The organism is Streptomyces thioluteus (assembly GCF_039535865.1).
This window is the reverse complement of the sequence record NZ_BAAAXZ010000035.1, coordinates 1-14,783: the sequence shown is the minus strand read 5'-3', so window position 1 is coordinate 14,783 and position 14,783 is coordinate 1. Positions and strand designations below refer to the sequence as shown.

Here is a 14,783-nt window from a genome sequence, read left to right as displayed (position 1 = left end):
ACGGCTTTATCAAAAATAGTTCGGCGGCGTCCTACTCTCCCACACGGTCCCCCATGCAGTACCATCGGCGCTGAAAGGCTTAGCTTCCGGGTTCGAAATGTAACCGGGCGTTTCCCTAACGCTATGACCACCGAAACACTATGAAACATTATCAACAACCGGCACTTTTGGTTGTTCGTGGTTTCAGAACCAACACAGTGGACGCGAGCAACTGAGGACAAGCCCTCGGCCTATTAGTACCAGTCAACTCCACCCGTTACCAGGCTTCCATATCTGGCCTATCAACCCAGTCGTCTACTGGGAGCCTTACCCCATCAAGTGGGTGGGAGTCCTCATCTCGAAGCAGGCTTCCCGCTTAGATGCTTTCAGCGGTTATCCCTCCCGAACGTAGCCAACCAGCCATGCCCTTGGCAGAACAACTGGCACACCAGAGGTTCGTCCGTCCCGGTCCTCTCGTACTAGGGACAGCCCTTCTCAAGACTCCTACGCGCACAGCGGATAGGGACCGAACTGTCTCACGACGTTCTAAACCCAGCTCGCGTACCGCTTTAATGGGCGAACAGCCCAACCCTTGGGACCGACTCCAGCCCCAGGATGCGACGAGCCGACATCGAGGTGCCAAACCATCCCGTCGATATGGACTCTTGGGGAAGATCAGCCTGTTATCCCCGGGGTACCTTTTATCCGTTGAGCGACGGCGCTTCCACAAGCCACCGCCGGATCACTAGTCCCGACTTTCGTCCCTGCTCGACCCGTCGGTCTCACAGTCAAGCTCCCTTGTGCACTTACACTCAACACCTGATTGCCAACCAGGCTGAGGGAACCTTTGGGCGCCTCCGTTACTCTTTAGGAGGCAACCGCCCCAGTTAAACTACCCACCAGACACTGTCCCTGATCCGGATCACGGACCCAGGTTAGACATCCAGCACGACCAGAGTGGTATTTCAACGACGACTCCACACACACTGGCGTGCATGCTTCACAGTCTCCCACCTATCCTACACAAGCCGAACCGAACACCAATATCAAGCTATAGTAAAGGTCCCGGGGTCTTTCCGTCCTGCTGCGCGAAACGAGCATCTTTACTCGTAGTGCAATTTCACCGGGCCTATGGTTGAGACAGTCGAGAAGTCGTTACGCCATTCGTGCAGGTCGGAACTTACCCGACAAGGAATTTCGCTACCTTAGGATGGTTATAGTTACCACCGCCGTTTACTGGCGCTTAAGTTCTCAGCTTCGCCTGGACGAATCCAAGCTAACCGGTCCCCTTAACGTTCCAGCACCGGGCAGGCGTCAGTCCGTATACATCGCCTTACGGCTTCGCACGGACCTGTGTTTTTAGTAAACAGTCGCTTCTCGCTGGTCTCTGCGGCCACACCCAGCTCAGAGTGCAAGACTCATCACCAGACATGGCCCCCCTTCTCCCGAAGTTACGGGGGCATTTTGCCGAGTTCCTTAACCATAGTTCACCCGAACGCCTCGGTATTCTCTACCTGACCACCTGAGTCGGTTTAGGGTACGGGCCGCCATGAAACTCGCTAGAGGCTTTTCTCGACAGCATAGGATCATCCACTTCACCACAATCGGCTCGGCATCAGGTCTCAGCCTTAACGTGTGACGGATTTACCTACCACACGGCCTACACCCTTACCCCGGGACAACCACCGCCCGGGCTGGACTACCTTCCTGCGTCACCCCATCGCTTACCTACTACAAGTCTGGTCCGTCGGCTCCACCACTTCCCTTTCCCCGAAGGGTCCAGGACGGCTTCACGGACTTAGCATCGCCTGATTCGATATTGGGCGTTTCAAAGCGGGTACCGGAATATCAACCGGTTGTCCATCGACTACGCCTGTCGGCCTCGCCTTAGGTCCCGACTTACCCTGGGCAGATCAGCTTGACCCAGGAACCCTTAGTCAATCGGCGCACACGTTTCCCACGTGTGTATCGCTACTCATGCCTGCATTCTCACTCGTGAACCGTCCACAACTCGCTTCCGCGGCTGCTTCACCCGGCACACGACGCTCCCCTACCCATCACAGTCCCCGTTGGGGGTATGTACTGCAATGACACGACTTCGGCGGTACGCTTGAGCCCCGCTACATTGTCGGCGCGGAATCACTTGACCAGTGAGCTATTACGCACTCTTTCAAGGGTGGCTGCTTCTAAGCCAACCTCCTGGTTGTCTCTGCGACTCCACATCCTTTCCCACTTAGCGTACGCTTAGGGGCCTTAGTCGATGCTCTGGGCTGTTTCCCTCTCGACCATGGAGCTTATCCCCCACAGTCTCACTGCCGCGCTCTCACTTACCGGCATTCGGAGTTTGGCTAAGGTCAGTAACCCGGTAGGGCCCATCGCCTATCCAGTGCTCTACCTCCGGCAAGAAACACACGACGCTGCACCTAAATGCATTTCGGGGAGAACCAGCTATCACGGAGTTTGATTGGCCTTTCACCCCTAACCACAGGTCATCCCCCAGGTTTTCAACCCTGGTGGGTTCGGTCCTCCACGAAGTCTTACCTCCGCTTCAACCTGCCCATGGCTAGATCACTCCGCTTCGGGTCTTGGGCGCGCTACTCAACCGCCCTATTCGGACTCGCTTTCGCTACGGCTTCCCCACACGGGTTAACCTCGCAACACACCGCAAACTCGCAGGCTCATTCTTCAAAAGGCACGCAGTCACGACACAAGAAGCAAGCTCCTTGTGCGACGCTCCCACGGCTTGTAGGCACACGGTTTCAGGTACTATTTCACTCCGCTCCCGCGGTACTTTTCACCATTCCCTCACGGTACTATCCGCTATCGGTCACCAGGGAATATTTAGGCTTAACGGGTGGTCCCGCCAGATTCACACGGGATTTCTCGGGCCCCGTGCTACTTGGGTGTCTCTCAAACGAGCCGCAATGATTTCAGCTACGGGGGTCTTACCCTCTACGCCGGACCTTTCGCATGTCCTTCGCCTATCACTACGGTTTCTGACTCGTCCTGTCGCCGGCAGACGACAGAAGAGAGATCCCACAACCCCCACGACGCAACCCCTGCCGGGTATCACACGCCATAGGTTTGGCCTCATCCAGTTTCGCTCGCCACTACTCCCGGAATCACGGTTGTTTTCTCTTCCTGCGGGTACTGAGATGTTTCACTTCCCCGCGTTCCCTCCACACTGCCTATGTGTTCAGCAGCGGGTGACAGCCCATGACGACTGCCGGGTTTCCCCATTCGGACACCCCCGGATCACAGCTCGGTTGACAGCTCCCCGGGGCCTATCGCGGCCTCCCACGTCCTTCATCGGTTCCTGGTGCCAAGGCATCCACCGTGCGCCCTTAAAAACTTGGCCACAGATGCTCGCGTCCACTGTGCAGTTCTCAAACAACGACCAGCCACCCGTCACAACCCGCCGAAGCAGACCTTTACCGGGGCCAGTACAGAAGGCAACAAGCTCACGCTCGTACCCTCAGACACCCAACAGCGTGCCCGACACGACCAGTTCACATTCACGTTCCACGCCGAAGCAGTACTAGCGAACCCTCACCCATCGTGCCGAATAGTCAACGTTCCACCCATGAGCAACCGTGCAGAACGTTTGTCTGCAGTCGGCTATATGCTCCTTAGAAAGGAGGTGATCCAGCCGCACCTTCCGGTACGGCTACCTTGTTACGACTTCGTCCCAATCGCCAGTCCCACCTTCGACGGCTCCCTCCACAAGGGTTGGGCCACCGGCTTCGGGTGTTACCGACTTTCGTGACGTGACGGGCGGTGTGTACAAGGCCCGGGAACGTATTCACCGCAGCAATGCTGATCTGCGATTACTAGCAACTCCAACTTCATGGGGTCGAGTTGCAGACCCCAATCCGAACTGAGACCGGCTTTTTGAGATTCGCTCCACCTCACGGCATCGCAGCTCATTGTACCGGCCATTGTAGCACGTGTGCAGCCCAAGACATAAGGGGCATGATGACTTGACGTCGTCCCCACCTTCCTCCGAGTTGACCCCGGCAGTCTCCTGTGAGTCCCCATCACCCCGAAAGGCATGCTGGCAACACAGAACAAGGGTTGCGCTCGTTGCGGGACTTAACCCAACATCTCACGACACGAGCTGACGACAGCCATGCACCACCTGTACACCGACCACAAGGGGGCGACCATCTCTGGCCGTTTCCGGTGTATGTCAAGCCTTGGTAAGGTTCTTCGCGTTGCGTCGAATTAAGCCACATGCTCCGCTGCTTGTGCGGGCCCCCGTCAATTCCTTTGAGTTTTAGCCTTGCGGCCGTACTCCCCAGGCGGGGCACTTAATGCGTTAGCTGCGGCACGGACGACGTGGAATGTCGCCCACACCTAGTGCCCAACGTTTACGGCGTGGACTACCAGGGTATCTAATCCTGTTCGCTCCCCACGCTTTCGCTCCTCAGCGTCAGTATCGGCCCAGAGATCCGCCTTCGCCACCGGTGTTCCTCCTGATATCTGCGCATTTCACCGCTACACCAGGAATTCCGATCTCCCCTACCGAACTCTAGCCTGCCCGTATCGAATGCAGACCCGGGGTTAAGCCCCGGGCTTTCACATCCGACGCGACAAGCCGCCTACGAGCTCTTTACGCCCAATAATTCCGGACAACGCTTGCGCCCTACGTATTACCGCGGCTGCTGGCACGTAGTTAGCCGGCGCTTCTTCTGCAGGTACCGTCACTTTCGCTTCTTCCCTGCTGAAAGAGGTTTACAACCCGAAGGCCGTCATCCCTCACGCGGCGTCGCTGCATCAGGCTTTCGCCCATTGTGCAATATTCCCCACTGCTGCCTCCCGTAGGAGTCTGGGCCGTGTCTCAGTCCCAGTGTGGCCGGTCGCCCTCTCAGGCCGGCTACCCGTCGTCGCCTTGGTAGGCCATCACCCCACCAACAAGCTGATAGGCCGCGGGCTCATCCTGCACCGCCGGAGCTTTCCACCCTCAAGCATGCGCTCGAAGGTAATATCCGGTATTAGACCCCGTTTCCAGGGCTTGTCCCAGAGTGCAGGGCAGATTGCCCACGTGTTACTCACCCGTTCGCCACTAATCCACCCCGAAAGGCTTCATCGTTCGACTTGCATGTGTTAAGCACGCCGCCAGCGTTCGTCCTGAGCCAGGATCAAACTCTCCGTGAATGTTTACCCGTAATCGGGTTCAACACTCGCGTTGAGCGGAACAGCCAGGCGGAATAAGCCCGGCCGTTCACAGCGTCCTCGCTGTGTTTTTCAAAGGAACCTCATCCCAACCGAACGGCCGGGACGGGGTTGTTTTATAGTCTGGCGTTGACTTTTGGCACGCTGTTGAGTTCTCAAGGAACGGACGCTTCCTTCGTACTCACCGAGACTCGGTCTCGGCTTTCCTCCGGGCGCTTCCCTTCGGTGTTTCCAACCTTACCAGATCCGTTTTCCGTTCCGTTTCCGGTCCGAATTCCGTTTCCGGCCCCCTGTTGGAGCGGGGTGTTTCGCGCCTTCCGGCGTGATCACTACTTTAGCGGATTTCCCCGGCGACTCCTAATCGGAGTCTCGGACCGAATTCCGGCATGCCGAAATTCATCCCGTTCAGGGGCCGTGCAGTAGTGGATCCCGCCGAGCTGGCGTGAAACGCCGCCCCGGCTTCCTCGCGGACGCCGTGGCAACTCGAAGAACCCTACACGAGCCCGTAACCCCGATCAAACCCGTGGCGCAAGCGGATTCGGGGGCGTACGGTCGGGGCCATGACCCAGCACGTGCGCAAGCGCCAGTGGTGGCCCGCCTGACGGCGGCCACCCCTTCGCGCAGCTCGCGCACGCATCCCACGGCCGCCGCCTCGGCGGCCGTTTTTGCTGTCCGTGGCGGTGGTCCCTCGACCGAGACAAGACCGAGGAGACGAACCTCCCCATGACGCGCATCTTCAGCGGCATCAAACCGACCGGCCACCTCACCCTGGGCAACTACCTCGGTGCGGTGCGGCAGTGGGTCGAGACGGACCAGCACCGGGCCGATGCACTCTTCTGCGTGGTCGATCTGCACGCGCTGACCGTGGACCACGACCCCGCCCGGGTCCGCCGGCTCAGCCGCCAGGCGGCCACCCTCCTGCTCGCCGCGGGACTGGACCCCGCCCTCTGCAACCTCTTCGTCCAGAGCCACGTCGACGAGCACACCCGCCTCTCCTACCTCCTGGAGTGCACGGCGTCCGACGGCGAGATGCGCCGGATGATCCAGTACAAGGAGAAGTCGGCGCGCGAGCGGGAGACCGGCGGCAGCGTGCGGCTGTCGCTGCTCACCTATCCCGTGCTGATGGCGGCGGACATCCTCGCCTATGGGGCGGACGAGGTGCCGGTCGGCGACGACCAGGCGCAGCACGTCGAGCTGACCCGCGACCTGGCAGTCCGCTTCAACCAGCGGTACGGGCAGACGTTCGTCGTGCCCAGGGCCGTGCTCCCGCAGGTCGCCGCGCGGGTCATGGACCTCCAGGACCCGACGTCGAAGATGGGCAAGTCGCACGCCGAGACGTCGGGGATCGTCTACCTGCTCGACGAGGCGGACGTGGTGCGCCGGAAGGTGATGCGCGCAGTGACCGACAGCGGGTCCGAGGTCGTGCACGACCGGACGGCGAAGCCCGGGGTGACGAACCTGCTGGAGCTGCTGGCGGCCTGCACCGGCAAGGAGCCGGAGGAGCTGGCCGCGGGCTACTCCTCGTACGGGGCGTTGAAGAAGGACACCGCCGACGCGGTGGTGGAGCTGCTGCGTCCGGTGCGCGAGCGGCACGCGGAGCTGGCCGCCGATCCGGCGTACGTGGACGGCGTCCTGCGGGAGGGCGCCCGGCGGGCGCGGGAGCTGGCGCGGCCGACCGTCGACGCGGCGTACCGGGCGATCGGCCTGCTCCCGGCAGGGTGAAGAGGAAGGGTCAGCCGGTCCCGGAGGCCAGCTCGCGGCTGCGGTCGCGGGCGGCCTCCAGGGCGGCGATGAGGGCGTGCCGCACCCCGTGCTTCTCCAGCTCACGGATGGCGTTGATCGTGGTGCCGGCGGGGGAGGTGACCGCCTCGCGGAGCTTGACGGGGTGTTCGCCGCTGTCGCGGAGCATCACGGCGGCGCCGATGGCGGCCTGGACGATGAGGTCGTGGGCCTTGTCCCTGGGCAGGCCGAGGAGGATGCCGGCGTCGGTCATGGCCTCGACGAGGAAGTAGAAGTACGCGGGGCCGGAGCCGGAGAGGGCGGTCGCCGCGTCCTGCTGGGACTCGGGGACGCGCAGCGTCTTGCCGACCGGCTTGAAGATCGCCTCGGTGCGCAGCAGGTGGTCCTCGGTGGCGTGGGTGCCGCCGGAGATGACCGACATGCCCTCGTCGACGAGGACGGGGGTGTTGGGCATGACGCGGACGACGGGGGTGCCCGCCGGGAGCCGCTCCTCGAAGAAGGCGGTGGGGACGCCGGCCGCCGCGCTGATGACGAGCCGGTCGGCGGGCAGGTGCGGGGCGAGCTCGTCGAGGAGGGTCGCCATGTCCTGCGGCTTGACGGCCAGGATCAGGGTGTCGGCGCGCTTGGCGGCGTCGGCGTTGCCGACGACCTCGACGCCGTAGCGGTCGCGGAGGGCCTCGGCGCGCTCGGCGCGGCGTGCCGTGCACAGCAGGTCGGCGGGCTTCCAGCCGGCCCGGATCATTCCGCTGAGCAGCGCTTCCCCGATCTTTCCGGTCCCGAGGACGGCGACTGTCTGGGCCACGGTGCTCACCTTTTCGCTGCGCTGGGCTTCGGGGCGGTCGGCCGGCGGTCCGGTGGGCCGGCCATCCGGTCATCTTCGCACCTCGTCCGGCGGCGTGCGGTCCGTGCCGGGTGGCAGGGGGCGGGACGCGCGCGGCAGCGGGGCGACCGCGCGCGGAAGGGGCGTGTGGTGCCCGGCGCCCGCCGGAGCGAACGGAGGTAGCTCTTCCGACAGCCCGATCCGGCGTTTACATCGTGGTAACACTCCGTCCGGCCCATGGGCCTGGCCCTTTGGACAGACTGTGATCGGGTGTTCGCGGCAGGATGCAGGAGGAGGCAGGGACGCACCCCCGTCCGTGGGCGCCGTGCGAACGTCCAGCCGACGTCCGTCCCGGCCCGCTTCCCCTCCCCGCCCGTTACGCGGCTCCCCGCCCGTTACGCGGCCTTCCGCATCGTGACCCGCCCCCGAGCGTCCGTGTCCACGACAGCCCGCACCGGCCGAGGCCGGGCCGACCCCCAGGCCGACGACCCGTACAGGCTGCCCGATCCGCCCGCCCGTACTCGTCCCTTGACGGAACTTTGTCCCCGGCGCGCGGTGTGCGCGTCCGGGGCGCTGGAGGCGTCTCCCATGAAGCCCAGGAAGCCCGTGAAGCCTGTGAAGCCCATGCAGCCCGTGAAGCGCAAAGTCCTCGGCCCCGTCCTGACCGCCGTCTCGCGCACCGTCCTCCCGGCCGGCTTCCGCACCGACTTCTCCGCGTCGCTCGTCGTCTTCCTCATAGCCGTCCCGCTCTCCGCGGGGATCGCCGTCGCGTCCGGCGTCCCGGTGGAACTGGGGCTGGTCACCGGAATCGTCGGCGGCCTGCTGACCGGGCTGCTGCCGGGCAGCAGCCTGCAGGTCAGCGGGCCCGCCGCCGGGCTCACCGCGCTCGTGTACGAGGCCGTCCGCGAGTACGGCGTGGGGGCGCTCGGCGTGCTGGTGCTCGCCACCGGCGTCGTCCAGGTCGCGATGGGCCTGCTGCGGATGGGCCGCTGGTTCCGGGCGGTCTCCGCGGCGGTGGTGCAGGGCATGCTCGCGGGCATCGGCGTCGTCCTGATCTCCGGCCAGCTCTACAAGCTCGCGGACGCCAACACGCCCGCGGGCGGCCTGGAGAAGCTCGGCGGTCTCGCCCTGCTGCTGACCGAGACGCTCGAATCGCCGTCGGCGCTGATCGCCCTCACCATCGGCAGCGGCACGGTGGCCGTCCTCGCGCTGTGGCCACGCTGGCGGCGCGGGGCCCGCGTGCTCCCCGCGCCGCTGGCCGCGGTCGCGCTGGCGACGGCCGCGGTGGCCGCGCTGGACCTGCCCGTGGACCGGGTCCGGGTGAACGGTCTGCTCGAAGCGGTCGAGCCGCCGGACGGGAGCGACTTCTTCCGGCTGGGCGAGATGGGCGTCCTGGGCACGGTCCTGGCGTTCGCCCTGATCGCCTCCGCCGAGGCGCTGTTCGGCGCCGCCGCCGTCGACCGGATGCACGGCGGCCCCCGCACGGACTACGACAAGGAGCTCATCGCCCAGGGCGCCGGCAACACCGTGTGCGGCATGCTCGGCGCCCTGCCCCTGACCGCGGTCATCGTGCGCAGCTCGGCCAACGTCCGGGCGGGCGCGCGGACGAAGGCGGCGCGCGTGCTGCACGGGCTGTGGCTGCTGGTCTTCGTGACGCTGCTGCCCTGGGCGCTGGAGACGATCCCGGTCGCCGCGCTCGCGGGAGTGCTGGTGCACTCGGGCTGGAAGCTGCTCCCGGGGCGGGAGTTGGGCCGGCTGTGGCAGGGCCACCGCGGCGAGGCCGCCGTCCTGCTCGCCACCACCACGGCGATCGTGGTGACCAACCTCTTCGAGGGCGTCGTCATCGGCCTGGCGCTGGCGACCTTCAAGGTCGCCTGGGAGATGTCCCAGGTGCGCGTGGAGACCGTACGGGCCGGCGACGGCTTCGTCCGGGCCCGCATCATCGGCAACGCCACCTTCCTGCGGCTGCCGAAGCTGCTGGACGAGCTGGACTCGCTGACCCGGCCCGGGCGGAACGTCGTCGAGCTGGACCTCCGCGGCCTGCGCTACATGGACCGGGCCTGCCGGCAGGCGCTGGACGACTGGGCCGGCCGGCACACCGTGCTGTTCGAGGACGGCGGCATGATGCCCGTCTGACCCTGCGCCTTCAGACCTTCCAGGCCCCTTCAGCCGACGCGCAGCACCACCTTGCCGCGCCCGTGCCCGCTCTCGACGTCGCGCTGCGCGTCCGCGGCGCGGTCGAGCGGATAGACGGCCCTTACGTGCCAGGCGAGTTCACCGCGCGCGTACCGTTCGGCGAGCCCGGCCAGCCGGGCCGCCGAGCGGGCGGGCGGAGTGGTCCGCACCCCGGCCGCCGCCGCCCGCTCGTGCTCGACGAGGGTCAGCATCCGGCTCCGGTCGGCCACCAGGCCCAGCGACAGGTCGAACGCCTCCCCGCCCGCGCCGTCGAGGACGCAGTCGACCCTCCGCGGCGCCAGCTCCCGGATCCGTTCGACGAGCCCCTCGCCGTAGGCGACGGGGAGCGCGCCCAGGGCCCGCAGGTACGCGTGGTTGGCCTCGCGCGCGGTGCCGATGACCACCGCGCCCGCGGCGCGCGCCAGTTGGACGGCCGCGCCGCCCACCGATCCGGCCGCGCCGTGCACCAGCAGGACCTCGCCCTCGCGCGGAGCGATCACCTCCAGGGCGATGTGCGCGGTCTGCGTCCCGGCGGTGAAGCCGCCCGCGACCTCCCAGGGCATCGTGGCGGGCTTCCGGGTCACCTGGTCGGCCGGCGAAACGATCAGTTCCGCGTACGCCCCGAGCTGACCGAAGCCCAGCACCTCGTCCCCGGGCGCCCAGTCGGTGACACCCGGGCCGACCTGGTCGATCACCCCGGCGAACTCGTTGCCCGGGATGCGCGGCAGCGACCCGGAGACGCCCGGCGGCGTCCAGCCGGCGCGCACCGCGCAGTCGTACGGCTGGACGCCGGCCGCCCGCACCCGGACCCGCACCTGCCCCGGGCCGGCCTGCGGCTCCTCGACGTCCTCCGCCCGCAGCACCTCCGGGCCCCCGGGCTCGTGGAACAGCACCGCTCGACTCATGATCCGCTCTCCTCGTCCGTACTCCGTACCGCCGTCTGCACTGGTCACGACCGTAAGGAGCGGGGGCCCCGGGGCGAATCCGTAGGACTACGGGAGGTCGGCGGGCGACTCCTCGAACCCCCCGGCCAGCGCCGCGAGTTCGCGTCGCGATCCGACGCCGAGCTTCGGATACGCCTTGTACAGGTGGTACTCGACGGTCCGCGGGCTGAGGAAGAGCCGGGCGGCGATGTCGCGGTTGCTGGTCCCGGCCGCGGCGAGACGGACCACCTGGCGCTCCTGGGGCGTCAGGGCCGCCAGCGGGTCGGGCCGTGCCTCGGGCGCGGCCGACGCCGTCTCGCCCACTGCCCGCAGCTCCCCGCGGGCGCGTTCGGCCCACGGCACGGCGCCCAGGCGCTCGAACGCCTCCAGCGCGTTCCGCAACAGCGGACGGGCCTCGGTCCGCCGCCGCGCCCGTCGCAGCCACTCCCCGTACAGCAGTTCCGTACGGGCCCCCTCGAACGGCCGGCCGGCGGCCCGATGCCGGTCGAGCGCCGCCGCGTACCGCTCCTCCGCGGCCTCTTCGGGTCCGGTCAGCGCCGCACAGCGCAGGGCGACGGCGGCGGCCCAGGGCTGCCCGCCCGCCTCGGCCCAGGCCGTGAAGGCGGCCAGCGGCCCGGCCGCCCGCTCCGGGACACCGGCCCGCACGGCGGCCTCCACCAGGTCACCGGTGGCCGGCAGCAGCACGACCGCCGCGACCGGGCCGCCGCGGAGGGCGTCCTCGAACCGGCGCAGGGCCCGCTCCGGACGGCCCAGCCCGAGGTCGAGCAGGGCGAGGACGGCCGCGGAGTCCTCGTCGGCCGAACGCTCCAGCGCCGCGCGGCACTTCTCCTCGTCACCGGCGAGCGCCGCGACGCGGGCGGCGATGCGGTCCGCGACGGCCGTCAGCCGGCGGGCCGGCAGGGGCCCGGCCGGGCCGGCCGCGTCCGCCGTCGAACAGGCCGTGTCCTCGGCCTCCGCCGCCGTCGCGGCCGCCTCCCGCGCGCGCCCGGTCGCCACCTGCACGTCGCCGAGCGGCCGCAGCACCTCCGGCAGCGACAGGACGGTACTGCGCGCGAGGCAGCGGGCGGCCTCGGCGGTGGCGAGCCCGAGGACCGCCTCGTCGTCGCCGAGCAGAACGGCACAGTCGACGGCCAGCAGGCGGAGGAGATGGGAGTCGGGGTTGTGCCCACGGATCTCGTCGACGAACGAACGCAACGCCGCCATGGGCCCGTTGACGCCGGATCCGCCCGCCGACACACCCGAGACGAGCCCCGCCAACGCCGACAGCGCCGCCGTCGCCGGGCGCCCGGGCCGCACGCCGGACGCGACCGCGGCGACCCGTCCGATCAGCGCCCCGTCCCCCGCCGCCCACGCGCTGCGCGCGGCGAGCACCAGCATCGGCACGACGGGGCCGGGATCACTGCCGGCCAACGGCTCGGCGTGGTCGAGCAGGAGGTACGCCGCGGTGCGCGGGTTACCGCCCGCGTCCTCGACGGCGCCCCGCACCATGCCCAGCCAGGCACGCAGCGTCCGGTCCTCCGTCAGCTCCAGCGCCTGCCGCGCCAGCCGGTCGGCCTGCGCGATCCGCCCCGTCACCACGGACACCTGCGCGGCCGACAGCAGGCGTCGCGCGCGGTCGAACGACAGCGGGCTGAGCTCCGAGGCCCGGCGATGGGCGGCGGCCGAGGCGGCGAACGCGCCGCGTTCCCAGGCCGATTCGCCGGCGCGGTCGAGCCGGGCGGCCACCTCCTCGTCCGGCCCGGCGGCGGCCGCGGCCAGGTGCCAGGCGGTACGGTCCGGATCCCGCCCGGCGTCGTCGGCCCCCGCGAGCGCCCGGTGCGCGGCCGCCCGCTCGGCGGGGTCGGCCCCCTGGTAGGCGGCCGCGAGGACGAGGGGGTGCCGGAAGGCGACCGCGGCGTCGGTGAGCGTGACGAGCCCCGCGCGTTCGGCCGTCCGCAGATCCTCGGGGCCGGCACCGAGCGCGCGGGCGGCCGCGAGGACGGTACGCAGCTCACCGCCGCTCTCGGCAGCGGCGACGAGCAGCGCGGTACGGGCCGTTCCCAGCCCCTCGATGCGGGCCCGGTATCCCTCCAACAGGCGGGCCGGAACGGGGAGTTCGGCCGGAATCGGGGCGGCGCCCGCGCGCTGCGCGGGGGTGAGCGACCGCACCGTCTCCACGAGCGAGAGGGGGTGCCCGGCCGACCGCTCGACGACCGTGGCCCGCACCCCGTCCGCGAGGTCCGGCGCCCGGTCGGCGAGGAGTTCGGCGGCGGCCCCCGGGGCGAGCGAGGCGAGCCGCAGCTCGGGCACGCCCGGCGCGGGCGACGGCCCGCCGTCGTCGGGCAGGTCGTCGCGGGCCGCCAGGAGAAGGGCGACGCGCTCGTCGCCGAGCCGGCGCGCGGTGAACAGCAGCGTCTCCGCGGAGGAGGGGTCCAGCCACTGGAAGTCGTCGACCAGGCACAGCAACGGCTGCTCGGCGGCGAGGTCGGAGAGCAGGGTGAGCACAGCGAGACCGATGCGGAAACGGTCCTCCGGCGATGCCTCGGCCAGCCCGAACGCCCCGCGCAGCGCGCTGGATTGGGGACCGGGGAGGGCCGCCAGCCGGTCCTCCGTCAGCACCGGACGCAGCAGCAGGTGCAGCCCGGCGAAGGGCAGGACGGACTCGGCCTCGGTGCCCGTGGTGCGCAGGACGCGCACCTCGCTCCCCGCCGTCCTGGCCCGCCGGGCCGCCTCGGCCAGCAGCTCCGATTTACCGATCCCGGCCACGCCGCGCACCAGCAGGGCGCCGCCGCGTCCCTCCCACGCACGCGCCAACAGCCCGGCGACGGCGGCGTGTTCCGCTTCCCGTCCGTACAGCACCACTCGACGGCCCCCCGGCCTCGCTCGACATGCCCCGGCAGTCCTTCACTCCCGCAATCCCGCGGGTCAGCCCCGTAGTCCTACGGATTCGGGGCCTGACCTGGGCAGACTACGTTCTGGACCATGACACGAACGACTCGCATCACGATCGGCGTCTTCGCACCGGCCCTCACCCTCGACCCGGCGGCCGCCCCCGGGGAGACCGCGGAAGCGGCCCGCCTCGCCGAGGAGCTCGGCTTCGAATCCCTGTGGACCAGCGATCTGTTGACCGGACGCTGCCCGATGCTCGATCCCCTGCTGGTGCTGGGCAGCGCGGCCGCCGTCACGACACGGCTGCGGCTCGGCACCGCGGCGCTGGTGCCCGCGCTGCACCCGCTGCCCGGACTGGCCCAGCGACTGGCCACGCTCCAGTACCTCTCCGGCGGTCGGCTCCTCGTCGGCGTCGATGCCGGGGACAGCGCCTGGGCCCGTTGGCGCGGTGGTCTGAAGGACCCGACGGCCTGGCGGGCAACGGGCAATCCCTTCGAGGAGCGCGATGCCCGCCTCGACGAGATGCTCTCCCGACTGCCCGGGGCGATGAGCGGCGAGCCGGGCCGACTCGACCCTGCACAGCCGGAATTGAGGCTGACCGTGCCGGCCGAGGTGCCGCCGCTGCTCGTCGGCGGCGAGAACGAGGCGGCTCTTGAGCGAGCTGTCCGGTACGGCGACCACTGGTTCCCGGCGCTCGCCTCTCCGGAGTGGCTGGTGGAGGGAGTCGATCGGCTCCGTGAACATGCCGAGGCCCTCGGTCGGCCCGTGCCCGGGGTGACCGTGGCCCAGCCATTTGGGCTCGGCGATGACGTCGAAAGGCCGGGCGGCCCGAATCCGACGCGGACCGCAGCCAATGCCTTCGGGCTCACGGAGGAACGGGCCGACGCCATGGTCGTCGAGGGAAGCCCGGAGCAGGCGGCGGAGCGGATCGTGGAATTCGCATCGGCCGGCGCGGATCGGATCGTATTCAGCACCTACGACCGTTCCTGGCGGAAGCAGTACGAGCTGCTGGCGGAGGCGGTGGCTCTCCTGCCTTAAATGCCCTGAAACGCAGAAAAGCCGTAGGGCCCGGATCGTTTACC

Annotated in this window: 6 protein-coding genes and 3 rRNA genes; 3 read left to right on the top strand and 6 right to left on the bottom strand. The window is 68.2% G+C overall.

The genetic code is table 11. From position 1 onward, the window contains the following. Positions 1–18: 18 nt before the first annotated feature. From rrf to ABD794_RS04800, 3 genes are all read right to left on the bottom strand, one after another. Positions 19–135, bottom strand: a 5S ribosomal RNA gene (rrf, locus tag ABD794_RS04810). 78 nt (positions 136–213) lie between these two features. Further along, a 23S ribosomal RNA gene (locus ABD794_RS04805) occupies positions 214–3,337 on the bottom strand. Between the two features lie 275 nt (positions 3,338–3,612). Next, positions 3,613–5,136 (bottom strand): 16S ribosomal RNA (locus ABD794_RS04800). Together the 16S, 23S and 5S rRNA genes form the textbook arrangement of a ribosomal RNA operon. A 741-nt stretch (positions 5,137–5,877) precedes the next feature. On the opposite strand from ABD794_RS04800, the gene trpS reads away from it, so the two are divergent. Next, positions 5,878–6,876, top strand: coding sequence for a tryptophan--tRNA ligase (gene trpS / locus ABD794_RS04795; RefSeq protein WP_344961048.1), 999 nt, complete (start codon positions 5,878–5,880; stop codon positions 6,874–6,876). A 10-nt stretch (positions 6,877–6,886) separates the two neighbouring features. Here the strand turns inward: trpS and proC are convergent, their stop codons facing one another. Next, a complete protein-coding gene (gene proC / locus ABD794_RS04790) occupies positions 6,887–7,696 on the bottom strand; it encodes a pyrroline-5-carboxylate reductase (protein ID WP_344961047.1) in 810 nt (269 codons plus the stop codon). A gap of 642 nt (positions 7,697–8,338) precedes the next feature. On the opposite strand from proC, the gene ABD794_RS04785 reads away from it, so the two are divergent. Beyond that, a complete protein-coding gene (locus tag ABD794_RS04785) occupies positions 8,339–9,850 on the top strand; it encodes a SulP family inorganic anion transporter (RefSeq protein WP_425585923.1) in 1,512 nt (503 codons plus the stop codon). A gap of 29 nt (positions 9,851–9,879) precedes the next feature. Here ABD794_RS04785 and ABD794_RS04780 read toward each other — a convergent pair whose 3' ends face one another. Together ABD794_RS04780 and ABD794_RS04775 are read right to left on the bottom strand one after the other, a co-directional pair. Next, positions 9,880–10,842 (bottom strand): NADP-dependent oxidoreductase, encoded by a 963-nt coding sequence (locus tag ABD794_RS04780; RefSeq protein WP_344961044.1) that lies wholly within the window; start codon positions 10,840–10,842, stop codon positions 9,880–9,882. Positions 10,843–10,881: 39 nt separating this feature from the next. Beyond that, complete coding sequence (locus tag ABD794_RS04775; protein WP_344961043.1) at positions 10,882–13,674, bottom strand: AAA family ATPase; 2,793 nt, start codon at positions 13,672–13,674, stop codon at positions 10,882–10,884. A 120-nt stretch (positions 13,675–13,794) separates the two neighbouring features. Here ABD794_RS04775 and ABD794_RS04770 point away from each other — a divergent pair, with 120 nt between their 5' ends. Then, positions 13,795–14,739: an LLM class flavin-dependent oxidoreductase gene (locus tag ABD794_RS04770; RefSeq protein WP_344961042.1), complete on the top strand. Its 945-nt coding sequence runs from the start codon at positions 13,795–13,797 to the stop codon at positions 14,737–14,739. Positions 14,740–14,783 lie beyond the last annotated feature (44 nt).